Consider the following 25595-nt stretch of genomic DNA (forward strand, 5'->3'; position numbering starts at 1 on the left):
CCCGCCGCGACGCAGGGCATGGCCTGCTCCCGCGACGGCGGCGCGAGTCACAGCATGCGTTTTGGCGCCGCCATCCAGAGCTGCATGACGTCGCGGGCGCGGTCGCTCAGGAGGCGCTCGGCGTCCGCCAACGCCTGCTGCAGCGTGATGGGGCCCGGCGCCAGGCTGAATGCGGCGCTGATGCCGCAGGTATGCAGGGCCTCGTAGCCGTCGCCCAGCGAGCCGGCCAGCGCCACGACGGGCACGCCCGCGCGCTGCGCGATCCTGGCCACGCCGGCGGGGGTCTTGCCGCGCAGGGTCTGCGCGTCCATGCGGCCTTCGCCGGTGAAGACCAGCGTGGCGCCCTCGACCGCCTGCGCCAGTCCGCCCAATTCGGCCACGATTTCAACGCCGGGCCGGAAATGGGCATTGAGAAACGCCTTCGCGGCGAATCCCAATCCGCCCGCCGCGCCGGCGCCGGGCTCGTCGCGGTGGTCGGCGCCAAGGTGGCGGGCGCAGACGTCGGCGAAGTTCGCGAGCATCTTGTCCAGCGCCTGCACCTGCTCGGGCGTTGCGCCCTTTTGCGGGCCGAACACATGCGAGGCGCCTTGCGGGCCGCACAAGGGATTGTCCACGTCGGACGCGATATCGATGCGGATGCCGGACAGGCGCGGGTCCAGGCCGCGCGTGTCGATGCTGGCAAGCTGCCCCAGCGCGCCGCCGCCCGGCGGCAGGCTGTGGCCGCCCGCGTCCAGCAGGCGCACGCCCAGCGCCGTCAGCATGCCGGCGCCCGCATCGTTGGTGGCCGAGCCCCCCAGTCCCAGGATGATGCGCGTGGCGCCCGCGTTCATGGCCGCCAGCATCAGTTCGCCCACGCCATGGCTGCTGGCGCGCATCGGGTCGCGCTTGGACGGCGAGATCAGTTCAAGGCCGGCGGCCGCGGCCATTTCGATCACGGCCGTCCCATCGTCCAGCAGGCCCCACACGGCGTCGACCTTGTGGCCCAGCGCGTCGTTCACGGTGACCTGCCGCTCCTTGCCGCCGGTTGCCGCCAGCACGGCCTCGACGGTGCCTTCGCCACCGTCGGCCATCGGCACGCACACCGTGTGCGCGCCTGGGAAGGCGGCCTTGACGCCGCGCGCGATGGCCGCTGCGGCGTCGGGCGCGGAAACGCTTTCTTTGAAAGAGTCGGGAGCGATGACGATTTTCACGGGATTCGGCGGGCTCGGTGAAGGTTGGCGTGATGCCCATGATACCCGTGCGAACGCGGCCGGCGTACCATAGCGCTTTCGTTGTTTTTGCGAGAGTGGACCGCCATGCCTGTATTGCGCCGCACAAAAATTGTCGCCACCCTGGGACCCTCGACGTCATCGCCCGAACGCATCGAAGCGCTCATCCGCGCGGGCCTGGATGTGGCGCGCCTGAACTTCTCGCACGGCAGCGCGGACGACCACCGCGAACGCGCGCGGCTGGTGCGCGAGATCGCTGCAAAGCAAGGCCGCTTCGTCGCCATCATGGGCGACCTGCAAGGCCCCAAGATCCGCATCGCGCGATTCACCGACAAGCTGGTGCAGCTGCAGGTCGGCCAGCCGTTCACGCTGTCGCGCGCGCATCCCAAGGATGCCGGCACCGCCAGCATCGTGGGCATCGACTACCCCGAACTCGTGACCGACTGCCGCGTGGGCGACGAACTGCTGCTCGATGACGGCCGCGTCGTGCTGGTGGTGGACCGCGTCGAAGGCGACGAAGTCCACACCACCGTCACCGTGGGCGGGCCGCTGTCCAACAACAAAGGCATCAACCGCCGCGGCGGCGGCCTGTCCGCGCCCAGTCTCACCGACAAGGACCGCGTCGACATCAAGCTTGCCGCTGAGATGGAACTGGACTACGTGGCCGTGTCGTTCCCACGCTATGGCAGCGACATCGACGAGGCCCGCACGCTGCTTGCCGCAGCCGGCAGCCAGGCCTGGATCATCGCCAAGATCGAACGCGCCGAGGCGGTGGCCGACGATGAAGCCCTGGACGCGCTGATCCGCGCCAGCGACGGCGTGATGGTGGCGCGCGGCGACCTGGGCGTGGAAGTGGGCGACGCCGAACTGGTTGGCATCCAGAAGCGCATCATCCAGCACGCACGCACCTTGAACAAGGTCGTCATCACCGCGACGCAGATGATGGAGTCGATGATCTCCAGCCCCATGCCGACCCGCGCCGAAGTATCCGACGTGGCCAACGCGGTGCTGGACTACACCGACGCCGTCATGCTGTCGGCCGAAAGCGCATCGGGCCAGTACCCGGTTGAAACCGTGCAGGCCATGGCGCGCGTGTGCCTGGGCGCGGAAAAGCACCCGACCTCGACGAAGTCCCATCACCGCATGGGCGAGACCTTCACGCGCTGCGACGAGACCATCGCGCTGGCGGCCATGTACGCGGCCAATCATTTCCCCGGCGTGAAGGCCATCATCGCGCTCACGGAAAGCGGACACACGCCGCTGATCATGTCGCGCATCCGCTCGGGCGTGCCGATTTACTGCTACAGCCCGCACAGCCTGACGCAGAACCGCGTGGCGATGTTCCGGGGCGTGTACACGATTCCGTTTGCGCCGTCGGATTACGATCCCGCCGACCTGAGCAATGCCGCCATCGAAGAACTGCGCAAGCGCAACCTGGTGCAGACCGGCGACTGGGTGATCCTGACCAAGGGCGATTTCTACCGCGACAGCGGCGGCACCAACGGGATGAAGATCCTGCTGGTGGACTGAGGCTGGGGGCGCCCGGCGTCCCAGGACGGCGGCACGGCTGGCAGGCCGTTGGCCGCCGGGCGGGTCAGCCGAAGAACCAGTAGCACACGCCGATCGCGGCCAGCACGCCGGCCAGGTCGGCGATCAGCGCGCAGCCCACCGCGTGGCGCGCGCGCAGGATGCCCACCGACCCGAAGTACACCGCCAGCACATAGAAGGTGGTTTCGGTGCTGCCCTGCACGACGGCCGCGAGCAGCGCGGGGAAGCTGTCCACCCCAAAGTGCGTCATGGTTTCCAGCATCATCGCGCGCGCCGCGCTGCCCGAAAACGGCTTGACCAGCGCGGTCGGCAGCGCGTCCACGAAGCGCGTGTCCCAGCTGGCCTGCTGCGCCAGCCAGCGGATGCCATCCAGCAGGAAGTCCAGCGCGCCGGACGCCCGCAGCACGCCCACGGCGCACAGCATGGCCACCAGATAGGGCAACAGGCTCTTGGCGATATCGAACCCTTCCTTCGCGCCTTCGATGAAGGCCTCGTAGACGGGCACCTTCTTCCATGCGCCCACGATCAGGAACGCCAGCAGGATGCCGAACAGGGTCAGGTTGCCCAGCAGCGACGACAGCGACGCGATGGCGGCCGCAGACATGCTGGCCAGCAGCGCCATGAATCCGCCCAGCGCCAGCGCCGCGCCGCCCAGCCACAGCATGATGACGGGGTCGGCCAGGCGCAGGCGCTGGCACGCCGCCACCGCCAGGAAGCCCGCCAGCGTGGAAGCGCTGGTGGCCAGCAGGATGGGCAGGAACACCAGGGTGGGGTCGGCCGCGCCCTGCTGCGCGCGGAACATGAACAGCGTGACAGGCAGCAGGGTCAGCGACGAGGCGTTGAGCACCAGGAACAGGATCTGCGCGTTGCTGGCGGTTTCCGGCGTCGGGTTCAGGGACTGCAGCTCGCGCATCGCGCGCAGCCCGATGGGCGTGGCGGCATTGTCCAGGCCCAGGCCGTTGGCGGCGAAGTTCAGCGTGATCAGGCCGATGGCAGGGTGGTTGCGCGGCACGTCGGGCATCAGGCGGGCAAACAGCGGGCCCAGCAGGCGCGCCAGCCTTTCGACGAGCCCGGCGCCTTCGGCGATGCGCAGGAAGCCGAGCCACAAGGTCAGCGTGCCGAACAGCAGCACCATCACGTCCACGGAGACCCGCGCCATGTCGAACAGGCTGGCGACCATCTGGCGGAAGACCTCGGCATCCCCGATGGCCAGCCAGCGGTACAGCGCGGCCGCGGCGGCAGTGAGGAAGAAGCCCAGCCAGAGTTTGTTCAGCATGCGGACGTGCCCGGACAGCGGTTGAATGCGCATCAGCGCGGCGACGCCCATTGTCGCAGAGTCGGCAAGCCGCGGCTTGGCCGCGGGCCGCCAATTCTGGTACTTTGCCCTGATACGTCTTGTAGCCATAACAGGGGGATTCATGGATTTCAACGCCTGGCGCCGGCGCCGCATTTCGGAACCCGCGTACCGCTGGGCGCGCGACGCGATGCCGGCCATGTCCGCCACCGAGCGCGAAGCCATCGAGGCCGGCGACACCTGGTGGGACGCCGACCTGTTCACCGGCAATCCCGACTGGCGCAAGCTGCTGAACGTGCCCGCCGCCGCGCTGACGCCGGACGAGCAGCGCTTCATCGATGGTCCGGTGGCTGAACTGTGCGCCATGCTGGACGAATGGGACATTGCCTGGAACCGACGGGACCTGCCGCCGCAGGTCTGGGCGTTCCTCAAGGAAAAGCGCTTTTTCGGCATGATCATCCCGCGCCGCTACGGCGGACTGGGTTTTTCGCCCTATGCGCATTCCGAGGTCGTGCGGCGCATTTCCGCGTATTCCATCACCGCCGGCGTGACCGTCATGGTGCCGAACTCGCTGGGGCCGGGCGAACTGCTGATGCAGTTCGGCACGCCCGCGCAGCGCGACTACTGGCTGCCTCGCCTGGCGGACGGCCGCGAGATTCCGTGTTTCGGCCTGACCAGCCCCGAAGCCGGCTCGGACGCGGCGTCCATGGTGGATACCGGCGTCGTCTGCCGCCAGGTGGTGGACGGCCGCGAACTCATCGGCATCCGGCTCAACTGGCACAAGCGCTACATCACGCTGGGGCCCGTCGCCACCGTGCTGGGACTGGCGTTCAAGATGTCGGACCCGGAAGGCATACTCGGCGGCCCCAAGGACATCGGAATTTCCGTGGCCCTGGTGCCCACCGAGGCGCCGGGCGTCGAGATCGGCCGCCGCCACCTGCCCGCCATGCAGGTTTTCCAGAACGGCCCCAACAAGGGCCGGGACGTGTTCGTGCCGCTGGATGCGCTGATCGGCGGCGCCGAGCGCGCCGGACACGGCTGGCAGATGCTGATGAGCGCACTGGCGGCGGGGCGGGGCATTTCCCTGCCTTCGCTGTCGGCCGCCGCCGCCGCGATGTGCGCGCACACCACCGGCATGTACGCCCGGGTGCGCGAGCAGTTCGGCATTCCCATCGGCAAGTTCGAGGGCGTGCAGGAAAGGCTGGCCAGCCTGGCGGGCAACGCCTACCTGGTGGAGGCCGCCCGGCGCCTGACGTGCGCGGCGCTCAACCAGGGCGTCAAGCCGGCGGTCGTGTCGGGCATCATGAAGTACCACGCCACCGAGCGCATGCGGGTTTCCGTCAACGACGCCATGGACGTGCACGCCGGCCGCGCCGTCATCGACGGCCCCAGCAACTACCTGGGATCGCTGTACCGCGCGGTGCCCATCGCCATCACGGTCGAGGGCGCCAATATCCTGACGCGCAACCTGATCATCTTCGGGCAGGGCGCCATCCGCGCCCACCCCTACCTGATGCCGGAAATGCTGGCCCTGGGCAATCCCGACGAAGAGCGCGGCATCGAGGTCTTCCACGACGTGTTCTGGCGCCATCTGCGTCACACCGGACTGAACGCGCTGCGCGCCATCGGCCGCGCGTGGACCGGCGGCATCATGGCGCCCGCGCCGGCGTCGGGGCCGGTGGCCGGGCATTACCGGCGGCTGGGCCGCTATTCCTCGGGTTTCGCGCTGCTGGCCGACGCGGCGCTGGCGCAGCTGGGCGGCGGATTGAAGCGCCGCGAGATGATCTCGGCGCGCCTGGGCGACATGCTTTCCGAGCTGTACCTGCTGTCGGCCGTGCTCAAGCGCTGGGAGGACGAAGGCCGCAAGCACGACGACCTGCCCCTCGTGCGGTGGTGCATGGAGCAGGGGTATGCAAGCATCGAGAAAAGCATGGACCAGGTGCTGCGCAACCTCCCGGTCAAGGCGCTGTCCTGGGGGCTGCGCGCCGCCATCCTGCCGCTGCGGCTGGCCAAGGGGCCGAACGACGCGCTGACGCGCGAATGCGCCGAGCTGCTGCTCAAACCGTCGCCCACGCATGCGCGCCTGGCGGCCGAGCTGCAGCGCGAGCCCGGCGAAGATCCGCTGGGCCTGCTGACCCGCGCGTTCGCGCTGGTCGACGCCGTGCAGCCCATCCGCGACCGCCTGCGCCAGTCCGGCGTGCGCGACTGGCGCGAGGCCCACCGGGCGGGCGCCATCACGGACGCGCAGGCCGCGCAGCTTGAAGCCGCCGAGGCCGTCGTGGCGCGGGTCCTGCAGGTGGATGATTTCGCGCCGGAAGACCTGTCGCCGCAAGCCGCGAAGACGGCCGCGGCCGATTCCGGCCAGGACGCCGCTTAGTCGTCCTGGTTGGGATCCATGTCCGGGAACAGGATTTCGGTGTAGCCGAACTTCGAGAAGTCCCGGATGCGGGACGGATACAGCCGGCCGATCAGGTGGTCGCACTCGTGCTGCACCACCCGCGCATGAAAGCCTTCGGCTTCGCGTTCGATCAGCTGGCCGTAGGGATCGCGGCCGCTGTAGCGGATGCGGCGGTAGCGCGGCACCAGGCCGCGCAGGCCCGGCACCGACAGGCAGCCTTCCCAGCCGTCTTCCATCTCGTCCGAGAGCGGCGTGATGACGGGGTTGCAGAGGATGGTCTGCGGCACCGGGGGCGCATCGGGATAGCGCTCGTTGCGGTCGAAGCCGAAGATCACCAGCTGCAGGTCCACGCCGATCTGCGGCGCCGCCAGGCCCACGCCCTGCGCGGCCGCCATGGTCTCGAACATGTCGTCGATCAGGGCGTGCAGTTCAGGGGTGTCGAAGCGTTCGACGGGCGGCGCCACGCGCAGAAGCCGTGGATCGCCCATTTTCAGGATCGGATGGATCATGGCGGAAGTCCCGTTCAGTCCTGGCGGCCTTTCTTTTGGATGAACTCGATCTTGTAGCCGTCGGGGTCTTCCACGAAGGCGATCACGGTCTTGCCGTGCTTCATCGGGCCGGCCTCGCGCGTGACCTTGCCGCCGCGTTCCTTGACCTTGTCACAGGCTTCATAGGCGTTGTCGACTTCCAGGGCGATGTGGCCGTAGCCGTTGCCCAGGTCGTACTTGTCGGTGTCCCAATTGTGGGTCAGCTCGATGACCGCGCCTTCGGATTCGTCCTGGTAGCCGACGAAGGCCAGCGTGAACTTGCCTTCGGGGTAGTCGTTGCGGCGCAGCACGCGCATGCCGAGCACGTTGGTGTAGAAGTCGATGGACTTGTCGAGGTTGCCGACTCGCAGCATGGTGTGGAGCATACGCATGGAGGTATTCCTTAAGCGGTGAGGGGTTGGGGAATGAACCGAGACAATCCGGCGCGTTCCCGTGTGATTCCGATGTCGCGCAGCGCGGCGCCCATGGCGTCGACTGCCTGCCGCATCTGGTCCGCGCCGAAGGCGCCGATGCAGCCGACCCGGAACGTGGGTGCTTCGGTGTTGGTGAAGTTGCTGAGCACGTAGCCGCGCTGCTTGAGCGCGTCCACGAACAGCTGCAGGTGCCAGGTTGGGGCATCCGGCGCGTGGACGTTGACCACGATAGGCCCCTGCAACTGGGGCGGCAGGTAGGGCGTCAGCCCCAGGTCGATCACGCCATCGTACAGCGTGCGCATGTTGGCCGTATAGCGCGCCAGGCGGGCCTCGCGGCCTTCTTCCCGGTAAAGTTCCAGCGCCATGGCCAGCGCCGCCAGCGCGGGCGCCGCGGGTGTGAAGCGGGGCCCGGCATTGGGGGCCAGGGTGTGCTGATAGATGTCCGCCAGGTCCAGCGACCAGCTGCCGGCGTTGCCGCGCGCGGTTTCCAGGCTGTCTCGGCGCGACACGACGAACGCGGCGCCGGGCAGGCCTTCCAGGCACTTGTTGGCGGTCAGCACCACGGCATCCACCGCGGGCAGGGCTCGCAGTTCCAGCGGCAGCGCGCCGAAGGCCGATACCGCGTCGACGATGACGCGCCGGCCCAAGGCGTGGGCGATGCGCGCCAGGTCGGGCACGTCGTGGCAGATGCCGCTGCCGGTCTCGCTGTAGACCAGCGCCAGGTGCGTCAGCGTGGGATCCCGTTCCAGCGCGGCGGCGACGGCCTGCGGATCGACGCGTTCGGTGGCGCCGACATGCAGCGGCACGGCGACCCGGCCTGCCTCGGCGGCCAGCTTCTGCAGGCGGGCCGCGTAGGCGCCGGTGGACGGCGCCAGCAGCCGGCCGCCCGGCGGCACGAAGGTGCGGATCGCGGCTTCGACGGCGAAATGGCCGCAGCCGGGCAGCGCCAGCGCGACGTGTTCGTCCGGTTCCGCCTGCGCGATCGCCAGCACGCCGTCGCAGACCTGGCGGTACATCTGGCGGAAATCGTTGTCCCAGGGCGCGTAATCCTGCGCCCCGGCGGCCTTCACCCGCGCATCGGTCGTGACCGGGCCCGGAATCAGCAGCAACATTTCGACTCTCCTTTTGATCGCAACAGGCGCTGGGGTTCCCGGTGCCTCAGAACTGGGGCAGGGAAGCGGGGTCGTGACGCCGCAGGATGTTCTTGGCGTCTTCGAAGTCTGGCAGGATCTGGCCCACTTCGCGCCAGAAATCCTGGCTGTGGTTCATCTCGCGCAGGTGGGCGAGTTCATGCGCGATGACGTAGTCGATGATGGCGGGCGCGAAATGGATCAGGCGCCAGTTCAGCATGATGTTGCCGTCGCTGGTGCAGGAGCCCCAGCGCGTGGCGGCCGACGACAGGCGCCAGCGGCGGATCTTCAGTCCGCTGATCTGCAGGAAGTGCGCCAGCCGCGCGCCAAACCAGGCGCCCGCCCGCTGCTGCAGCCAGGCTTGCGCCGAGTCGCGGATGCGGCCCTGGTCGGCGTTGGACGGCAGCGCCAGCCACAGGGTGTCGCCATCCTGGGGCGCCTCGGCGTCGCCCGACAGCCACGCCTGGCGGCTGTCTCCGCCCACGCCGATGACGATGCGCCGGCCCAGGTACGGGAGTTCGCCGCCGGCCTGCCAGCGCGTATGCGCCATGGCCAGCTGCTGCTTGCGGGCGTGCCATTCGCGCAGCTTGGCCAGGATCCAGCGCGCCTTTTCGCGCACGGCGTCGTCGATCTGCGTCAGCGTTACCCAATTGGGCGCCGTGACGCGCAAGCCGTCGTCGGTGATCACGAAGCCGATGCTGCGGCGCCGCGAACGCAGCAGCACGAAGCCGATGGGCTGATGTTCGGTCGGCACCTCGCGCCAGCGCGCGCCGGGGGGCAGCGGGTCGGGGCAGGGCGTCGGCACGCGCGCCGCGGCGTTGGGCGACAGCGTGAGCAGCGGTTCGCCCGCGGGAGCGGCGCCGGCGGGGGCATCGGGAAAGAGATTCGCGGGAGCGGTCGGCTGGGGGAGGCCGGGCCGGGGCGCCGCTGGGCGCGGCGCGGCAAATGGCGCGGGCGCAGCGATCAGCGGCGGCGCGCCCGGGGGCGCGTCGTCTTCCTGCATGTCGAACAGGAGTTCGAGCTGATCAGTGCTGGGCATACCTTTCAGGGTTGAGTCGCCGCATTTCCCCTTCGATCCAGTCCTGGACCTTCTGGTTCAGTTCCTCGGGGGTAAGACCCTTGGATTCTATCGCGGGACCGATCGACAGGGTGACCAGGCCAGGCTGCTTCACGAAGGCGTTGCGCCGCCAGCATTCGCCGGCGTTGTGCGCCACGGGAATGACGGCGGCGCCGGTGCGCGAGGCCAGCAGCGCGCCGCCCATCTTGAAGCGTCCGGTCTTGCCCGGCGCCACGCGGGTGCCTTCGGGGAACAGCAGGGGCCAGCGGCCCTCGTCCAGGCGGGTCTGGCCCTGCTTCACCACCTGTTCAAAGGCATCGCGGCCCTTGGAGCGGTCGATCGCGATCATGCGCAGGAGCGCCAGTCCCCAACCGAAGAACGGCACCATGTGCAGCTCTTTCTTGTAGACGAAGCAGACCTCGCGCGGCATGTAGGCCGGGAAGAACAGGGTTTCCCAGGCCGACTGGTGCTTGGACAGCAGGACCGCCGGGCCGTCGGGCAGGTTTTCCCAGCCCTTGACCTGCCAGCGGATGCCGCAGATGACCTTGGCGCCCCAGATGGCCAGCCGCGGCCAGCCGACGGTCAGCTTGTAGCGCCAGTGCAGCGGCAGCGGCGCCCACAGGACGCAGGCGAAGGCGTAGGGGATGACCGTGACGGACAGGAACAGGAAGTAAAGCAGAGAGCGAAGCCGGGCCATCGGATCAGGCGTCCTGCAGCAGGGCGTCGACCACGGCCGACAGGTCGTCGCATACGCGCGTGTTGTCGGGCAGACCGCCCTTGGCCAGCGTTTTCGCGCCGTTGCCGGTCAGCACCAGCCAGGGCGAGCAGCCCGCGGCGGAGGAGGCCTGCAGGTCGCGCAGCGAATCGCCCACCGCCGGCACGCCGGCCAGGTCGATGTCGTAGCGGTGGCCGATCTGCTCGAACATGCCGGGGCGCGGCTTGCGGCAGGCGCAGTCGTCGTCCGGGCCGTGGGGGCACATGAAGACGGCGTCCACGCTGCCGCCCGCCGCGGCCAGCTCGCGCCGCATCTTGGTGTGGATGGCCGTCAGCGTGTCCATGTCGAACAGCCCGCGCGCAAGGCCCGACTGGTTGGTGGCGATCACCACCTTCCAGCCCGCCTGCGTCAGGCGCGCGATGGCCTGCAGGCTGCCGGGCAAGGCGACCCATTCGTCGGGCGTCTTGACGAAGGCGTCGCTGTCTTGATTGATGACGCCGTCGCGGTCGAGGATGATGAGTTTCACTGTGCGAGCCTGGAAATGTCGGCAACCTGGTTCATCAGGCCATGCAGCTGGCCCAGCAGGGCCAGGCGGTTGGCGCGCACGGCCGGGTCTTCGGCCATGACCATGACGTCGGCAAAGAAGGCGTCCACGGGTTCGCGGGCCTGGGCCAGCGTGGACAGGCTGCCGGCGAAGTCGCCCGCGGCCAGTTGCGCTTCGGCCTTGGGGCGCAGCGCGGCCACGGCGGCGGCCAGGGCCTTTTCCGCGGGTTCCACCAGCGCGCCGTCGTTCACGGCGCCGATCTCGCCTTCGGCCTTCTTGAGCAGATTGCCGATGCGCTTGTTCGCGGCGGCCAGGCTGGCGGCCTCGGGCAGCTGCGCGAAGGCCGCGGCCGCGCGCACGCGCTCGGCCACCTGGTGCAGGGGCGGGGTCAGCGCAATCACGGCCTCGACCGCGTTGCGGTCGAAGTCGTTGATGAGCTGGTTGCGGTAGCGTTCGTAGATGAAGGCGCGCACTTCGGGCAGCGTGTCGGCCGGGATCTTGCCGGCCGGGAACGTGCCGGCGGCCAGTTCCAGCAGGCCGTCCAGGGACAGCGGGCCGTCCTGGCTGATCTTCAGCCAGCCGCCCGCGGCCAGTTGCTCGAATGCGCTGATCAGGCCCAGCGCGGCGCGGCGCAGGCCGAAGGGATCGCGTTCGCCGGTGGGCGCCAGGCCGATGGCCCAGATGCCGACCAGCGTTTCCACGCGTTCGGCGATGAAGAGCGTGGCGGCGGTGAGGGTGTCCTGCGTCACCGGCGCGTCATAGCGGTTGCGGTACTGGCTGCGCAGGGCCTCGACGACGCTGTCGGGTTCGCCGTCGCCGGCTGCGTAGTACGCGCCCATGATGCCTTGCAGCTCAGGGAATTCGCCCACCATGTTGGAACCCAGGTCGGCCTTGGCCAGCAGGGCGGCGCGGTCGGCGGCGGAAACGTCGCCGCCCAGCTGGCCGGCCACGCCGCGGGCGATCGCGCGCACGCGCTCGACGCGTTCAAGCTGGGTGCCCAGCTTGTTGTGATAGACGATGGAACCCAGCTGTTCGACGCGCGCGGCCAGCGGCGTCTTGCGGTCGGTTTCGAAGAAGAACTGGGCGTCGGCCAGGCGCGGGCGCACCACGCGCTGGTTGCCTTCGACGATGTTCACCGGATTGTCCGTGCGCATGTTGCTCACGATCAGGAAGCGGTGCGTGAGGCGGCCGGTGGCCGGGTCGAACAGCGGGAAGTACTTCTGGTTCAGGCGCATGGTCAGGATCAGGCATTCCTGAGGCACCTGCAGGAACTGCGCTTCGAACTGGCCCACGTAGACCGTGGGGTGTTCGACCAGCGCGGTGACTTCGTCCAGCAGCGCGGCCACTTCGGGGTCGTCGCCCAGCGTGGCGGACAGGCGGCCGGCCTGTTCCAGCAACTGGCGCTGGATTTCGGCGCGGCGTTCCTCGAACGACGCCACGACGTGGCCGTTCTCGGCCAGCGTGGCGGCGTAGGCGTCCGCGTCGGCGAACGAGACGGCGCCCTGGCTCATGAACCGGTGGCCCAGGGTTTCGCGGCCGGCCGTCAGGCCCAGCGCCGAGACCGGCACGACGTCGGCGCCGAACAGGGCGACCAGGCCGTGCGCCGGGCGCACGAACTTGACGGTGGTGACGCCGTCGGCCAACTGGTAGCGCATGACCTTGGGAATGGGCAGGCCGTCGATGGCGGCGTCGATGCCTTCCTGCAGTCCGGCGGCCAGCAGGGCGCCGGCGGCGGTGCCGCGCGCGACCAGGTAATCCTGTTTGCCGTCGGATTCGCGGTCCAGCGTGGACACGTCGATGTTTTCCAGGCCCTTGGCGGCCAGCTTCTTCTGCAGCGCGGGCGTGGCCTTGCCGTCTTCGGTCAGGCCGATCTTCACGGGCATCAGCTTTTCAGCGTAGGCCTGGTCGGGCGCCTGCGCCAGCACGGCGGACAGGTGCACGGCCAGGCGGCGCGGCGTCGAATACGCGGTCACGGCGCAGCCGTCGGCCAGCAGGCCGTGGCGCTGCAGCGTGCCGCGCACGCCTTCGGCAAAGGCCTGGCCCAGCTTCTGCAGGGCCTTGGGCGGGAGTTCTTCGGTCAGCAGTTCGACCAGCAGCGGGCGGATGTTCGTCGTCATTTATGCTGCCTCCCCGGCGGCCTTGTCGCGGCCCAGCATGGGAAAGCCCAGTCGTTCGCGGGAATCGTAGTAGGCCTGCGCGACGGCGCGCGACAGGTTGCGGATGCGGCCGATGTAGGCGGCGCGCTCGGTGACGCTGATCGCGCCGCGCGCGTCCAGCATGTTGAAGGTGTGCGCGGCCTTCAGCGCGGCCTCGTAGGCCGGCAGCGCCAGCGGCACGTCCATCAGGCGCTTGGCCTCGGCTTCGTAGTCATTGAAGTGCGCGAACAGCATGTCGGCGGACGAATGCTCGAAGTTGTACGTGGACTGCTCGACTTCGTTCTGGTGGAACACGTCGCGGTACAGCACGCGGTTGCCGTTGGCGCCTTCCGTCCAGACCAGGTCGTAGACGCTCTGCACGTCCTGCAGGTACATGGCCAGGCGTTCCAGGCCGTAGGTGATTTCACCGGTGGTGGGCGTGCAGTCCAGGCCGCCGACCTGCTGGAAGTACGTGAACTGGGTGACTTCCATGCCGTTCAGCCAGACTTCCCAGCCCAGGCCCCAGGCGCCGAGCGTGGGGTTTTCCCAGTCGTCCTCGACGAAGCGGATGTCGTGCTGCGTGGGATCGATGCCCAGCGCCTTGAGCGAACCGATGTACAGATCCAGGATTTCCGGGGGCGCGGGCTTGAGCACGACCTGGTACTGGTAGTAGTGCTGCAGGCGGTTGGGGTTTTCGCCGTAGCGGCCATCCTTGGGACGGCGCGAAGGCTGCACGTAGGCGGCGCGCCAGGGCTCCGGGCCGATCGCGCGCAGGAAAGTGGCCGTATGCGAAGTGCCGGCGCCGACTTCCATGTCGTAGGGCTGCAGCAGGGCGCAACCCTGCTTGTCCCAGTATTCCTGGAGCGTAAGGATGATTTGCTGAAAGGTGAGCATAGGATTCTTGGAATTCGGCCGCCGGGCAAGGGGCGCCCTGGGCGTGGGAAACCCGGCATTTTAACTGCCCTGGGGCCCACGCGGTCCGCGGTGGGGGGATTCCGGTTACATATGGGGGCGGAGCCCCCCGGGGTGTGCCCCTGGTGGACACGCGCCGAGCACCGCGCTGCGCCCTCAAACCAATGGTCGTATGATTCCAGGTTGAGCCTGAGTCTTATATAAAACCCGGAATCCGATTCCGAGAAATCGAGAAAAAAGGAGCAGTCCCATGTCTGACCTGATCACGGTGGAAGTCACCGACGGCATCCAGATCATCACGATCAACCGTCCCGAGGCCAAGAACGCCATCAACCTGGAAACCGCCGTGGCCATGGCCGCCGCGCTGGACCAGCTGGACAGCCGCGACGATGTTCGCATCGGCATCCTGACGGGCGGCGGCGGCACGTTTTCGTCGGGCATGGACCTGAAGGCCTTCGCCGCGTCGGGCCAGCGCCCGTATGTGGAAGGCCGCGGCTTTGCCGGCCTGAACGAACGGCCCCCCAAGAAGCCGCTGATCGCGGCGGTCGAGGGCTACGCCCTGGCGGGCGGTTGCGAAATGGCGCTGGCTTCCGACCTGATCGTGGCCGCCAGCAACGCCAAGTTCGGCCTGCCCGAGGTCAAGCGCGGCCTGGTGGCCGGCGCCGGCGGCCTGCTGCGCCTGCCGCGCCGCCTGCCGTACCACATCGCCATGGAGGTCATCCTGACGGGCGAAATGCTCAGCGCCGAGCGCGCCCACGCTTTCGGCCTGGTCAACCGCCTGACCGAACCGGGCGGCGCCCTGGCCGGCGCGCTGGAACTGGCCCGCGCCATCGTCGAAAACGGCCCGCTGGCCGTGCAGACCGCCAAGAGCATCGTGGCGCAGTCCGGCGACTGGGAGCAGGAAGGCATGTTCGACCGCCAGCGTCCGCTGATCGCGCACATTTTCACGTCGGCCGACGCCAAGGAAGGCGCCACCGCCTTTGCCGAGAAGCGCAAGCCCGTGTGGCAAGGCAAGTAAGAATGTTCCGGCATTGCTGCGCCAGGCCGGCCGGCGGCCCGATGGGGCCGATTTGCCATGAGGCGGCCGCGCGGCAAAAATAGTGCTTTACACCGCGCGGCTGGCTGCCACGGCCAGCCGCGTTTTCACGTTTTCCATCCAGACCTGCATATCGCCATGTCCGTCATCATTAAAGAAGAAGACTTAATCCAGTCGATCGCCGACGGGATCCAGTTCATCAGCTATTACCATCCCGTCGATTACATCCGCCACCTGGCGCGCGCCTACGAGCGCGAGGAAAGCCCGGCCGCGCGCGATGCGATGGCGCAGATCCTGACCAACTCGCGCATGTGCGCGGAAGGCAAGCGTCCGCTGTGCCAGGACACCGGCATCGTCAACGTCTTCCTGAAGATCGGCATGAGCGTGCGCTTCGACACCAAGCGCACCCTGCAGGAGCTCTGTGACGAAGGCGTGCGCCGCGGCTACCTGAATCCGGACAATCCGCTGCGCGCCTCGGTGCTGGACGATCCGCTGTTCGCGCGCAAGAACACGCGCGACAACACGCCCTGTATCCTGCACGTCGAGCTTGTCCAGGGCGACAAGGTCGACGTGCAGATCGCCTCGAAGGGCGGCGGCTCCGAAAACAAGACCAAGTTCGCCATGCTGAACCCCAGCGATTCGCTGGTGGACTGGGTGCTCAAGACCGTCCCGTCGATGGGCGCCGGCTGGTGCCCGCCCGGCATGCTGGGCATCGGCGTCGGCGGCACTGCCGAAAAGGCCATGCTGATGGCCAAGCAGTCGCTGATGGAAGACATCGACATGTACGAACTGCTGGCCCGCGGCCCGCAGAACAAGCTGGAAGAGCTGCGCATCGAACTGTACGAAAAGGTCAACGCACTGGGCATCGGCGCGCAGGGCCTGGGCGGCCTGACGACCGTGCTGGACGTCAAGATCAGCACCTTCCCGACGCACGCGGCTTCCAAGCCCGTCGCCATGATCCCGAACTGCGCGGCCACCCGCCACGCGCACTTCGAACTGGACGGTTCCGGCCCCGCGCGCCTGGATCCGCCGTCGCTGTCCGAATGGCCGGAAGTGCACTGGGCGCCGGACTACAACAAGTCCAAGCAGGTCGACCTGAACACGCTGACCAAGGAAGAAGTCGCCAGCTGGAAGCCGGGCCAGACCCTGCTGCTGTCGGGCAAGATGCTCACCGGCCGCGATGCCGCGCACAAGCGCATCCAGGACATGCTGGCCAAGGGCGAGCCGCTGCCCGTGGACTTCACCAACCGCGTGATCTATTACGTGGGTCCGGTGGATCCGGTGGGCGACGAAGTGGTCGGCCCCGCCGGCCCCACCACCGCCACCCGCATGGACAAGTTCACCGACATGATGCTCGAGAAGACAGGCCTGATCTCGATGATCGGCAAGTCCGAGCGCGGCCCGGTCGCCATCGAGGCCATCAAGAAGCACGGCTCGGCCTACCTGATGGCCGTGGGCGGCGCGGCCTACCTGGTGTCCAAGGCGATCCGCGGCGCCAAGGTGCTGGGCTTCGCCGACCTGGGCATGGAAGCCATCTACGAGTTTGACGTGAAGGACATGCCGGTGACCGTGGCGGTCGACGCCCAGGGCACGTCGGTCCACACGACCGGACCCAAGGAATGGCAGGCCAGGATCGGCAAGATCCCGGTCGCCGTCGCCTGATTGCGATGACCTGCTGAAGATCGATTGGCCGCTGGAGACAGCGGCCAATTTTTTTCGGGCAACAACGGCGGTCTGACGGGATGTTTATACTGCGTCCGTCATTCCGGGATAGTTCAGCGGTAGAACATTCGGCTCCAGTCCGGATAGGCGCTGGTTCGACTCCAGCTCCCGGATCCCTTCTTCTTACGCAAGCCAGGCATCATGGATGACGCGCCGGATGCGCACGGGGTGGGCAGCGGCTATGCCGCCGCCATGCTCGCGAAAGCGTTCTTTACCTATGAATCCCATTCGGACCCGGCCGTCCGCGAACGGGCGGCCGCGCGTGTCTCGCGCTGGAGCCAGGTGCTGGCGCAATCGCTGACAGGCGCCGCCGCGTACGGATCGTCGACGCCGCTGCCCGGCATACCCGACTGGGTGACGCTGGACGTGGCCACGGGCGGCTTCGCCACCGGCGCGCTGCTCGCCGGCGGGCCGCTGGCCGCGTTTGAACGTGAACTGGCCGCGGGCCTGCCCGGCATCGGTGCCGGCAGCGAACGGCGCGATCTGAACGCCTATTTCCTGAGCGAGGCCGGTATTGCGCAATTGCAGGACCGGATCTCCCGCGGCGACTATCGCATCGACGTGCCCGAAGCGGCCGCGCTGCCCATGGCCGCCTGGCTCTTGGGCCGGGGGCATGCGCAAGCCGCGCGCGAACTGGTTTCGGTCCTGGTCCCGTTCTTCGATCGTCTGAGGTTCTATCCGGCTCCCAAGTCCGGCCACGAAGGAACCGGCGTCGAACTCCACGTCAGCACGGCGGGCGAGGTGGCCGCGCGCTTGTCCGCCTTGCCGCCGCAGCCGCGCATCGCCGCGCAGCAGGCGGCGGTGTTTGGCCTGTTGCCGCGCTACGACCAGGCCGTCGCCCTGTTCCTCGAGACTGTCGAGGACGGCTGGCCCTGCCGGCGCTATCCGCCGGATTGGACGCGCCGCGCCCAGGCGCTCGTGGATCAGCTCGATAGCGCGCAAGTCGACGGCCAGACGGCGGTAGGCACGTCGCGCCGGCATCGCCACAAGCGGGAACTGTTCGACCTGCTGGCGCGCTGCGCGCACGCCCCGGACGCCCTGGAGGGACGTCAGGTCGGGCGAATACGCCGCATCGTCGACGATTTCGTGGCGGCCCATGGCGCGCCGGGCTCGGCCGCGCATCGGGCATTGCGCGAGCGTCAGCGCCGCGACGTCGCCGCCGTCGGGTTCCATGACATCGCGCCGCTGGTCGCCGGCCGCCTGCAAGCGTATCCCGCGTCTGCGGGCGTGCCGGACCTGGGGCCGGTGCTGGCGCCCCTGGACGCGCGCGAGGCGGGCAGTCTTGGCCTGCCCGCCGGGACCGAAGTGCCGGCGCCCCTGGCGCGGCGAGCGCGGCGTTGCCAGAGCGGCACGATCGAACAACTGGTGGAACAGGGCCTGATCACCTCGGGCGATTCCCTGGCGACGCTGACGCCGCGAATCACGTCCGCGCTGCAGACCGGGGGCTTCGACGATCCGGATTTGCGGGCGCTCTACGGCGCGTGCTATCAGGCGTTTCGCCGGCGCCGGTCCCTGTTGCTGCTGAACCTGGAGCGGCAGGCAAGCTTCGGCGGGCTGCCCTGGGTGGCTGCCGTCGAAGGCCTGCGGCAACCGGCCAGGGCGGACGCCGAGGCGGCGCGCGCGTCGCTGACCGGCATCGCCGGACTGGCGCTGGCGTCGTTTCCGCACGCGCCATTGCCCAACAAGCTGCTGCAGGAACTGCAGGCGCTTGCGCAGCGGGCGCAATGGGATCTTCCGCTGGTCGATGAGCTCGCGGCGGACATCTTCATGGGACGGTTCGGACCCAAGTTCCTGGACGCGGCCCGGTGCGCGGCGACATTGCTGGAAGACAGCCTGTACGCCAACTATTTCGCCATCGATGCGCGCGCCATCCTTGCGTTGCCGTCGCCCCGGGAATCCCGCGGGACGCAGGCGCAGGCCGACGCATTCGGCCTGCTATGCGCAGCGCGCGCCGGCGTGCAGCCCGGCCTGGGTCAGCCTGCGGTCAACGGCATGGTCATCGAACAGCAGCAGATCCTGACCACGCAGAACCTCGCGGTGCTGGTGGCGCACGCGGGCGTGGACGCAATGCTGGCGGACCGCTACGGACAGATGGCGCTGGCCAGCTTTGAATGGATCTGCGCGCGTCAGCAGATGAAGATCAACGATTGGCATGCGCGGCTGCGGATGATCCGCAATACCGCGTACGCCTGGCGGCAAGCCCTGTTCTTTCTGTCGCTGCTGCCGCCGGCGGAGCAGGCGGCAGCGATTGCCGCCATGGAAGCGCACCTGCGGGCGCAGGGCGCGGCATTCCAGAGCCGTTTCCGGCCGGTCATGCAGGGCCTGCAGCAGGCGGCGCGAGGCGAACGCCTGCCGCAGCATGACGCCACCGCACGCGGAGGCCGCGTTTTCACGGGCTGGTCCAACACGCGCCACTGGCTGCTGCACGACGCCGGCTGAACCGTCTTTTCGCTGCCGGCGGCGTTCTATTTCCTGAATGCCGCGATCGCCTCGGCCGATTTTCCGAGCACGTCGCGCAGCACTTCCTCGGTGTGTTCCCCCAGCATCGGCGGCGCGCGCCGATACACCACGGGCGATCCCGAGAAGCGCAGCGGACTTGCCGTGACCGGCGCCACGCCGCCCGCCGGATGCGGCATATCGCGCCGCAGCTGGCGCGCCTGCGCCTGCGGGTGCGCGAACGCCTGGGCGATGTTGTTGATGGGCCCGCAAGGCACGCCCACGGCCTCGAGCTTGGCGATCCAGTCGTCGCGACGGCCTTCCTGCATGATCGCCGCCAGGATGCCGACCAGTTCCTCGCGGTTGGCGACGCGCAGCCGGTTGGTGACGAAGCGTGGATCGTCGCCCAGTTCCGGCACGCCGATGGCGCGGCAATAGGCGCGGTACTGGGACTCGTTGCCCGTGGCCACGATCAGGTGGCCGTCGCTGGCCGCGAACACCTGGTAGGGCACCACGTTCTGGTGCGCATTGCCGGCGCGCGTGGGCGCGACGCCGGAATTGAAGTAGTTGGAATTCTGGTTGGCCAGCAGGGCCACGTGGCTGTCCAGCAGCGCGATGTCCAGGTGCTGGCCCAGGCCGCTGCGGTGGCGCTCCTGCAGGGCCGCCAGCACGGCCACGGTGGCGTACATGCCGGTGACGATGTCGGTGACGGCCACGCCGGCTTTTTGCGGTCCGCCGCCGGGCAGGTCGTCGCGTTCGCCCGTGATGCTCATCAGGCCGCCCATGCCCTGGATCATGAAGTCGTAGCCGGGGCGCTGCGCGAACGGCCCGTCCTGGCCGAAGCCCGTGACCGAGCAATAGATCAGGCGTGGATTGATGTCCTTCAGGCTCTGGTAGTCGAGCCCGTACTTGGCCAGTCCGCCCACCTTGAAGTTCTCGACCACGATGTCGCTGACCGCGGCCAGTTCGCGGATCAGCGCGGCGCCCTCGGGCGTGGACATGTCGGCCTCGACCGAGCGCTTGTTGCGGTTGGCGCTGAGGTAGTAGGCCGATTCGTTGGTGTCCTGCCCATTTCCGTCCTTCAGGAACGGCGGGCCCCAGGCGCGCGTGTCGTCGCCCACCTTGGGGCGTTCGACCTTGATGACGTCGGCGCCCAGGTCGGCCAGGTTCTGCGTGCACCAGGGGCCGGCCAGGATGCGCGAAAGGTCCAGCACGCGGATGCCGTCCAGCGGAGGCGGCCGCGTCATGACTGCACCGTCGCGGTGCCGTTGCTCATGACCACCACGCCGCGCTCTTTGGCGCGCGCGATGAAGCGGATCTGGCCGTCGGGCATGCGCCACATGTCGCATTGCAGGGTCTCGCCGGGATACACCGGCGCCGAGAAGCGCGTGTTCAGGCTGGTGAGGCGGGCGGCGTCGTAGTCGCAGAAAGTCTTGACGATGGCATGCGCCGCGACGCCGTAGGAGCACAGTCCGTGCAGGATGGGGCGCGGGTAGCCGGCCTGGCGGGCGACGTCGGGGTCGGCGTGCAGCGGGTTGCGGTCCGCGTTCAGCCGGTACAGCAGCGCCGCGCTGGGCGGGATGCGCAGCTCGCAGCGCAGTTCGGGATCGCCGTCGGGCGCGGCGGGCAGGGGATCGGGACTGGCGTCGCCCTGGCCGAATCCGCCGTCGCCGCGGCAGAACGTGCTGCTGTGCAGGGTGGCAAGGCATGCGCCGTCTTCGTCGTGCAGCGTGCGTTCGCTGACGATGATGGCGCCCTTGTCCGCACCCTTGTCGATGACGTGCGTGTTGCGGGTCTTGCCGGTGACGACGCCCGCGGCGGGCAGCGGCGCGTGCAGCGTCAGGCGCTGTTCGCCGTGCACCACCTTCACCCAGTCGACGGTGGAGCGCGGATCGCTGACCCAGAAACCCGGGTAGCCGAGAATCACGCTCATCGTCGGAAACGCGCGCAGGTTCTTTTCATAGACGTAGCGCAACTGGCCTTCGTCTTCAGGATCCTGCCCCAGGCCGATGCCCAGCGCGTACAGCATGGTGTCTTTCTGGTCGTAGCGCTGGCGCACGTCGTCGAAACGCCAGTCCTTCACGGTTGCATAGTCCAACGGCATGTGGCGGCCTCAGATGGGATCCCAGTCGATCACGTCGGGCGAACGCTCCAACGCGTAGAAGTGCTTGCGCATGGCGGGCGCGGCGATCTCGGCGATGCGCTCCGGCGTCCAGCCTTCGGCGTGGTGCACGGTGCGCAGCGGCCGCGGCTGGCTCATCAGCATGATCTCGTTGGCGCGCACGGCGAAGATCTGCGCCGTGATCTCGCTGGCGGCATCGCTGGCCAGGAACACCGCCATGGGCGCGACCTTGCCGGCCTCCATCTTCTTGAGCTTTTCGACGCGGGCCTTCTCTTCGTCTGTTTCTGCCGGGATGGAACTGGTCATGCGGCTCCAGGCGAACGGCGCGATGCAGTTGGACCGCACGTTGTAGCGGGCCATGTCCAGCGCGATGGACTTGGACAAGGCCACGATGCCCAGTTTGGCGGCCGCGTAGTTGGCCTGGCCGAAGTTGCCGATGAGGCCGGACGTGGATGTCATGTGCACGAAGGCGCCGGATTCCTGTTCGCGGAAGTAGGGCGCCGCCGCGCGGCTCATGAAGAACGAGCCGTTCAGGTGCACGTCGATCACCTGGCGCCACTCTTCTTCGCTCATCTTGTGGAAAACCCGGTCGCGCAGGTTGCCCGCGTTGTTGATGACCGCGTCGACCCGGCCGAACGCATCGATGGCGGTCTGCACGACGCGGCTGGCGCTGTCGTAGGCGGCCACGCTGTCGGTGTTGGCCACCGCGACGCCGCCGGCCTCGGCGATTTCCTTGACCACGGCCTGCGCCGGGCCTTCCGCGCCGCCTTCGCCCGTGAGCGATACGCCGATGTCGTTGACCACGACCTTGGCGCCCGCCTGGGCCATCGCCAGCGCGACGCCGCGGCCGATGCCGCCGCCCGCGCCCGTCACGATCACTACCTTTCCGGAAACTATGCCGCTCATTGAAGCTGACTCCTGTGCTGCGGCGCGCACGCCGTGTGTGGAAAACAGTTCCGCATCAACCCGTCTGGTTCAGGGGGATGCCTCATGGTAGATTCGACACGGCATTCGAAGAATTCAAAATTAGAAATGCCCCCCTTCTGCGTGGTGGAACATGAGACATGATCTGACTGACCTGCGTTTGTTTCTGAACGTGGGGGACACACTCAATCTGACCCGGGCGGCGGAACGCACCTTCCTGTCCCTGCCGGCGGCAAGCGCGCGGGTCAAGCACATGGAAGAGGCCTTCAAGGCCCGGCTGCTGGTGCGCATGGCCACGGGCGTCGCGCTCACGCCCGCGGGCGAGGTGCTGCTCAAGCACGCCAACGCCGTGTTCCGGCAGCTCGAATGCCTGAACGCCGACCTGCAGCCCTATGCCAGCGGCCTGAAGGGGCGCCTTAGGCTGCTAGCCAACACCACCGCCACCAATTCCTTCCTGGCCGATGCGCTGTCCACGTTCCTGTCGGAAAACCCCGACGTCGACGTGGAACTCGAAGAAAAGATCTCGGGCGACATCGTCATCGCGATCCGCGCGGGCGCGGGGGACCTGGGCCTGGTGGCGGGCAACATCGACGTCGAAGGCCTGGACGTCACGCCCCTGTTCCGCGATGAACTCACGGTGGTGACGTCGCTGGACCATCCGCTTGCGGGCCAGAAGAGCGCGCAATTCGCGGACCTTGTGGACGCCTACCAGTTCGTCGGCATCCATCCCGACAGCGCCATCCAGACGTTCCTCGAGGACATCGCCAGCGGCCTGGGCAAGCGCATCTGCCAGCGGGTGCATGTGGGCAGCTTCGAAGCCGTATGCCGCATGGTCGAGGCCGGCGCGGGCATCGCCGTCGTGCCGCGCGCGTGCGCGGCGCGCTACAGCCGTCCCGACGCCTTGCACGTGCTGAAGCTGGACGACCCCTGGGCGCTGCGCGACCGCCTGCTGTGCCGTCAGCGCGGCCGCGACCTGCCCAGTTTCGCCGAGTGCTTCATCGAGCACGTGCAACGCGCCGCGCGCGGCCAGTAACCGGCGCGACCCCGGCATCCGCATCGGATGCCGTAGGCCATTTGCGGTATCCGCGCAACGCCCGCGCGGAAGGTGTCCGGTGACCGAACCTGGCCGCCGCGCGAAAGAGGGGCTTTTGAAAATACGTAGCGGCGAATCCCGGCAATCGGCAAATAATAAAAAACAGCGGCTGGCGCCTGCGCGTGCCGGACCGCGAACAGAACAAGACTCAGGAGACTGCCGTGATCGATCTTGACCGCCGCCGCGCCGTCGCGGGGCTGGGCGCCGCGTGCGCCGCCGCCATGCTTCCATCCTGGGCCCGCGCAGCAGGCTGGCCGGGCCACGCCGTAACCTTCATCGTCCCCTTTCCCGCGGGCGGTCCGGTGGACACCACCGCCCGCTTCACCACGCAACCCCTGGGCCAGCTCTGGTCCGTGCCCACGGTCGTGGACAACAAGTCGGGCGCGGGCGGCATCGTGGGCGCGCAGTTCGCCGCCAAGGCCGAGCCCGACGGCTACAACTTCTTCTTCGCGTCCATCCATCACGCGGTGCTGCCCAGCCTGCGCACCAACCTCAGCTACGACATCACCAAGGACTTCGTGCCGGTCGGCATGGCGGCGGTGTTTCCCATCGTGCTCGTCGTGAATGCCTCGCTGCCGGTCAACACCGTCAGCGAGCTGATCGCTTACGCCAAGCAGAACCCCGGAAAACTCTCCTTCAGCTCATCCGGCACCGGCGGCGGCACCCACCTGGCCGGCGAACTCTTCAACGCCATGGCGGGCGTGCGCATCCAGCATGTCCCGTACCGGGGCAGCGCACCCGCCATGCAGGACCTGCTGGGCGGCCAGGTCCAGGTCATGTTCGCCGACGGCCCTTCCGCGGTGCCCCACCTGAAGGGCGGCAAGATCCGCGCCCTGGGCGTCGGCAACCCCACGCGGTCCAGCATGGTGCCCGACATCCCCACCATCGCGGAATCCGGCCTGCCGGGCTACGAGGCCTACTCGTGGAGCGGCGTGCTGGCGCCCAAAGGCACGCCGCCCGACATCGTGAAGCGCATCAACGCCGACATGGTGAAAGTCCTCTCCGACGCGGGGACGGCGAAGGCAATGATCGCGGCCGGCGCCGAACCCAAGCCGGGGACGCCGGAGCAGTTCGGGGCGTTTGTGCGGGACGAGATCGTGAAGTGGCGGGAGTTGATCAAGACCGCGAATATCAAGTTGGAATGATGGGGGCGTTGGTGAGGTGATGTGCATTGAAGGTTGAAAGCGCTTTGTGGGTAGAAGCTCTTCGTGGGCCGCCCGACGCCGCGGTCGCCGTGGCTGCGAGCGCCCACGATTGCGGTCCGGAGCGTTCGCTCCGGACGTCCCCTTCGTCATCTTCGTCACGGCCTGCGGCCGTTCCTTCAGATTCCCTCGGGCGCATCGAGGTTGCTCGCAGCCACGGCGCCCGCGACGCCGGGCTACGTGAGTCTTGGTCTGGTGCGCTACAAGAGCTGTGGTCAGGGTATGGAACCTGCGCGGACGCCGATTGTGGCCGCGCGGGCGGCCACAATCGGCATATGGGCATAGGGTCGTCGGCGCGTCTGCGCGTTCGCGAATGCGGACGGTGGCTTGCTAATGGTGTTCGCCGTGGGATGCCATGCGCGAGGCCGGCCGATACTTCTGATCAGCGCACCGCGAACCAGTTGCCGTACAGGCTGCCATTCATGCCGCAGAAGGGCGGGCCGAAGCCGTCGTTCTTGACTCCGGCAGGCGGCGTTTCGCGCGTCACCAGCACATCGCCGCGGCGCGTCAGCGTCAGGGTCCAGGGCGGACCGTCCTGATAGGTGACTTTCAGGCTGTCGCCGGAGACGACCGCCTTGCCGCTCAAATCGCAGACCCAGCGGCCGGTGTAGGGACGGGCGGAATTGGCCGACACAAACAACTCGCCATGAGCGGTTTGCGTGATCTCGATTTCGCCTTCGATGTTCCTCCATTTGCCGACGAAGCCCGCGGCCGGCCTGGGATTGATGGACTTCAAAAACTCCAGGCGGTAGCGCATGCTGTTGGTGAGCTCTTTGAAGGGCGTGCTTCCCGTGTACGGTTCGGCGTAGGCGTCGTCGCGCGCGCTCAGGTAGTAGCGTTGATCGGCGGTCAACGCCTTGGCCGCCTCCGTATCCAGCTGGCCGCGCACCGCCGTATATTGCTGCGCGATCGCCGCGTCCTGGTTCGCCAGCACCGAATTGGCACATATGGACTTTTCAACCGGCGTGGCGGCTTTGGCGCAATTGAACGACGGCGCAGCTGCGGCGCTGCCGGCCATCGCCAGCGAAGCCGTAAGGACCAGATGACGGATCATGGTGTGAAGCTCTCCAGATTGTGTGCACGCCCGGCCAGCCCGTCGCCGCCGAGATGAGAGCGCAGTGTACCGGTGCGGATGCGTTCGTCAACGGTGCAATCGCT

The 25595-nt window shown here is 68.3% G+C and carries 21 protein-coding genes and 1 tRNA gene; 8 read left to right on the forward strand and 14 right to left on the reverse strand.

Annotation, left to right across the window (positions count from 1 at the left end):
- Positions 1-47 precede the first annotated feature (47 nt).
- Positions 48-1190, reverse strand: coding sequence for a glycerate kinase (locus tag ABE485_RS25490; RefSeq protein WP_346518031.1), 1143 nt, complete (start codon positions 1188-1190; stop codon positions 48-50).
- 105 nt (positions 1191-1295) lie between these two features.
- On the opposite strand from ABE485_RS25490, the gene pyk reads away from it, so the two are divergent.
- Positions 1296-2738 carry a pyruvate kinase gene (gene pyk, locus ABE485_RS25495; RefSeq protein WP_346518032.1) on the forward strand — a complete coding sequence of 481 codons (1443 nt, stop codon included), beginning with the start codon at positions 1296-1298 and terminating at the stop codon, positions 2736-2738.
- Positions 2739-2802: 64 nt separating this feature from the next.
- Here the strand turns inward: pyk and ABE485_RS25500 are convergent, their stop codons facing one another.
- Positions 2803-4032 (reverse strand): nucleoside recognition domain-containing protein, encoded by a 1230-nt coding sequence (locus ABE485_RS25500; RefSeq protein WP_346518033.1) that lies wholly within the window; start codon positions 4030-4032, stop codon positions 2803-2805.
- A gap of 25 nt (positions 4033-4057) precedes the next feature.
- Between ABE485_RS25500 and ABE485_RS25505 the strand changes: the two genes are divergently transcribed.
- Entirely contained in the window at positions 4058-6427 is a 2370-nt protein-coding gene (locus tag ABE485_RS25505) for an acyl-CoA dehydrogenase (protein ID WP_346518034.1), read from the forward strand.
- On the opposite strand, the gene def is transcribed toward ABE485_RS25505, so the two are convergent.
- The 8 genes from def to glyQ are packed head-to-tail and all read right to left on the reverse strand — an operon-like array spanning position 6424 to position 13884.
- On the reverse strand, positions 6424-6957 hold the full coding sequence (def, locus tag ABE485_RS25510; RefSeq protein WP_346518035.1) for a peptide deformylase: 534 nt from the start codon (positions 6955-6957) through the stop codon (positions 6424-6426). The genes ABE485_RS25505 and def overlap by 4 nt on opposite strands.
- 14 nt (positions 6958-6971) lie before the next feature.
- On the reverse strand, positions 6972-7367 hold the full coding sequence (gene gloA, locus ABE485_RS25515) for a lactoylglutathione lyase (protein ID WP_346518036.1): 396 nt from the start codon (positions 7365-7367) through the stop codon (positions 6972-6974).
- Between the two features lie 11 nt (positions 7368-7378).
- Positions 7379-8521, reverse strand: coding sequence for a 2-aminoethylphosphonate--pyruvate transaminase (locus ABE485_RS25520; RefSeq protein WP_346518037.1), 1143 nt, complete (start codon positions 8519-8521; stop codon positions 7379-7381).
- Between the two features lie 46 nt (positions 8522-8567).
- Entirely contained in the window at positions 8568-9578 is a 1011-nt protein-coding gene (locus tag ABE485_RS25525; protein WP_346518038.1) for a M48 family metallopeptidase, read from the reverse strand.
- Entirely contained in the window at positions 9565-10293 is a 729-nt protein-coding gene (locus ABE485_RS25530; RefSeq protein WP_346518039.1) for a lysophospholipid acyltransferase family protein, read from the reverse strand. The genes ABE485_RS25525 and ABE485_RS25530 overlap by 14 nt, the downstream gene beginning before the upstream one ends.
- A 4-nt stretch (positions 10294-10297) precedes the next feature.
- Positions 10298-10837 carry a D-glycero-beta-D-manno-heptose 1,7-bisphosphate 7-phosphatase gene (gmhB, locus tag ABE485_RS25535; protein WP_346518040.1) on the reverse strand — a complete coding sequence of 180 codons (540 nt, stop codon included), beginning with the start codon at positions 10835-10837 and terminating at the stop codon, positions 10298-10300.
- The gene (gene glyS / locus ABE485_RS25540) at positions 10834-12972 is read right to left on the reverse strand and encodes a glycine--tRNA ligase subunit beta (RefSeq protein WP_346518041.1); all 2139 of its coding nucleotides are present in this window, start codon (positions 12970-12972) and stop codon (positions 10834-10836) included. The genes gmhB and glyS overlap by 4 nt, the downstream gene beginning before the upstream one ends.
- Positions 12973-13884, reverse strand: a complete 912-nt coding sequence (glyQ, locus tag ABE485_RS25545) for a glycine--tRNA ligase subunit alpha (RefSeq protein ID WP_008168668.1) — start codon at positions 13882-13884, stop codon at positions 12973-12975.
- A 268-nt stretch (positions 13885-14152) separates the two neighbouring features.
- Here glyQ and ABE485_RS25550 point away from each other — a divergent pair, with 268 nt between their 5' ends.
- The 4 genes from ABE485_RS25550 (at position 14153) to ABE485_RS25565 (ending at position 19099) form a co-directional block, all read left to right on the forward strand.
- Positions 14153-14920, forward strand: a complete 768-nt coding sequence (locus ABE485_RS25550; protein WP_346518042.1) for a crotonase/enoyl-CoA hydratase family protein — start codon at positions 14153-14155, stop codon at positions 14918-14920.
- A gap of 156 nt (positions 14921-15076) precedes the next feature.
- On the forward strand, positions 15077-16600 hold the full coding sequence (locus tag ABE485_RS25555) for a fumarate hydratase (protein ID WP_346518043.1): 1524 nt from the start codon (positions 15077-15079) through the stop codon (positions 16598-16600).
- A gap of 102 nt (positions 16601-16702) precedes the next feature.
- Positions 16703-16774 (forward strand) — tRNA-Trp (locus tag ABE485_RS25560).
- A 27-nt stretch (positions 16775-16801) separates the two neighbouring features.
- The gene (locus ABE485_RS25565; RefSeq protein ID WP_346518044.1) at positions 16802-19099 is read left to right on the forward strand and encodes a hypothetical protein; all 2298 of its coding nucleotides are present in this window, start codon (positions 16802-16804) and stop codon (positions 19097-19099) included.
- Positions 19100-19125: 26 nt separating this feature from the next.
- Here ABE485_RS25565 and ABE485_RS25570 read toward each other — a convergent pair whose 3' ends face one another.
- The 3 genes from ABE485_RS25570 to ABE485_RS25580 are packed head-to-tail and all read right to left on the reverse strand — an operon-like array spanning position 19126 to position 22124.
- Positions 19126-20343, reverse strand: a complete 1218-nt coding sequence (locus tag ABE485_RS25570; protein WP_346518045.1) for a CaiB/BaiF CoA transferase family protein — start codon at positions 20341-20343, stop codon at positions 19126-19128.
- The gene (locus tag ABE485_RS25575) at positions 20340-21200 is read right to left on the reverse strand and encodes a MaoC/PaaZ C-terminal domain-containing protein (protein WP_346518046.1); all 861 of its coding nucleotides are present in this window, start codon (positions 21198-21200) and stop codon (positions 20340-20342) included. Before ABE485_RS25575 ends, ABE485_RS25570 begins: the two co-directional genes overlap by 4 nt.
- Positions 21201-21209: 9 nt before the next feature.
- The gene (locus tag ABE485_RS25580; RefSeq protein ID WP_346518047.1) at positions 21210-22124 is read right to left on the reverse strand and encodes an SDR family NAD(P)-dependent oxidoreductase; all 915 of its coding nucleotides are present in this window, start codon (positions 22122-22124) and stop codon (positions 21210-21212) included.
- A gap of 151 nt (positions 22125-22275) precedes the next feature.
- Between ABE485_RS25580 and ABE485_RS25585 the strand changes: the two genes are divergently transcribed.
- Both ABE485_RS25585 and ABE485_RS25590 read left to right on the forward strand, forming a co-directional pair.
- Positions 22276-23175, forward strand: coding sequence for a LysR family transcriptional regulator (locus ABE485_RS25585; RefSeq protein WP_346518048.1), 900 nt, complete (start codon positions 22276-22278; stop codon positions 23173-23175).
- Between the two features lie 221 nt (positions 23176-23396).
- Positions 23397-24380: a Bug family tripartite tricarboxylate transporter substrate binding protein gene (locus ABE485_RS25590; RefSeq protein WP_346518049.1), complete on the forward strand. Its 984-nt coding sequence runs from the start codon at positions 23397-23399 to the stop codon at positions 24378-24380.
- A 439-nt stretch (positions 24381-24819) separates the two neighbouring features.
- On the opposite strand, the gene ABE485_RS25595 is transcribed toward ABE485_RS25590, so the two are convergent.
- Positions 24820-25491, reverse strand: coding sequence for a lysozyme inhibitor LprI family protein (locus ABE485_RS25595; protein ID WP_346518050.1), 672 nt, complete (start codon positions 25489-25491; stop codon positions 24820-24822).
- Positions 25492-25595: the final 104 nt, after the last annotated feature.

It is taken from the genome of Achromobacter spanius (assembly GCF_039673305.1).
GTDB classification, from domain to species: Bacteria; Pseudomonadota; Gammaproteobacteria; order Burkholderiales; family Burkholderiaceae_B; genus Achromobacter; species Achromobacter spanius_F.

What these genes read in the sequence shown, in the direction of transcription:
- glyQ (WP_008168668.1), bottom strand. Translation starts at nt 13,884, where the DNA reads ATGCTCACCTTTCAGCAAATCATCCTTACGCTCCAGGAATACTGGGAC.
- ABE485_RS25585 (WP_346518048.1), top strand. Translation starts at nt 22,276, where the DNA reads ATGAGACATGATCTGACTGACCTGCGTTTGTTTCTGAACGTGGGGGAC.
- ABE485_RS25520 (WP_346518037.1), bottom strand. Translation starts at nt 8,521, where the DNA reads ATGTTGCTGCTGATTCCGGGCCCGGTCACGACCGATGCGCGGGTGAAG.
- ABE485_RS25525 (WP_346518038.1), bottom strand. Translation starts at nt 9,578, where the DNA reads ATGCCCAGCACTGATCAGCTCGAACTCCTGTTCGACATGCAGGAAGAC.
- ABE485_RS25570 (WP_346518045.1), bottom strand. Translation starts at nt 20,343, where the DNA reads ATGACGCGGCCGCCTCCGCTGGACGGCATCCGCGTGCTGGACCTTTCG.
- gloA (WP_346518036.1), bottom strand. Translation starts at nt 7,367, where the DNA reads ATGCGTATGCTCCACACCATGCTGCGAGTCGGCAACCTCGACAAGTCC.
- def (WP_346518035.1), bottom strand. Translation starts at nt 6,957, where the DNA reads ATGATCCATCCGATCCTGAAAATGGGCGATCCACGGCTTCTGCGCGTG.
- ABE485_RS25530 (WP_346518039.1), bottom strand. Translation starts at nt 10,293, where the DNA reads ATGGCCCGGCTTCGCTCTCTGCTTTACTTCCTGTTCCTGTCCGTCACG.
- ABE485_RS25595 (WP_346518050.1), bottom strand. Translation starts at nt 25,491, where the DNA reads ATGATCCGTCATCTGGTCCTTACGGCTTCGCTGGCGATGGCCGGCAGC.
- ABE485_RS25500 (WP_346518033.1), bottom strand. Translation starts at nt 4,032, where the DNA reads ATGCTGAACAAACTCTGGCTGGGCTTCTTCCTCACTGCCGCCGCGGCC.
- ABE485_RS25505 (WP_346518034.1), top strand. Translation starts at nt 4,058, where the DNA reads ATGCGCATCAGCGCGGCGACGCCCATTGTCGCAGAGTCGGCAAGCCGC.
- glyS (WP_346518041.1), bottom strand. Translation starts at nt 12,972, where the DNA reads ATGACGACGAACATCCGCCCGCTGCTGGTCGAACTGCTGACCGAAGAA.
- ABE485_RS25575 (WP_346518046.1), bottom strand. Translation starts at nt 21,200, where the DNA reads ATGCCGTTGGACTATGCAACCGTGAAGGACTGGCGTTTCGACGACGTG.
- ABE485_RS25550 (WP_346518042.1), top strand. Translation starts at nt 14,153, where the DNA reads ATGTCTGACCTGATCACGGTGGAAGTCACCGACGGCATCCAGATCATC.
- ABE485_RS25555 (WP_346518043.1), top strand. Translation starts at nt 15,077, where the DNA reads ATGTCCGTCATCATTAAAGAAGAAGACTTAATCCAGTCGATCGCCGAC.
- ABE485_RS25580 (WP_346518047.1), bottom strand. Translation starts at nt 22,124, where the DNA reads ATGAGCGGCATAGTTTCCGGAAAGGTAGTGATCGTGACGGGCGCGGGC.
- ABE485_RS25565 (WP_346518044.1), top strand. Translation starts at nt 16,802, where the DNA reads ATGGATGACGCGCCGGATGCGCACGGGGTGGGCAGCGGCTATGCCGCC.
- pyk (WP_346518032.1), top strand. Translation starts at nt 1,296, where the DNA reads ATGCCTGTATTGCGCCGCACAAAAATTGTCGCCACCCTGGGACCCTCG.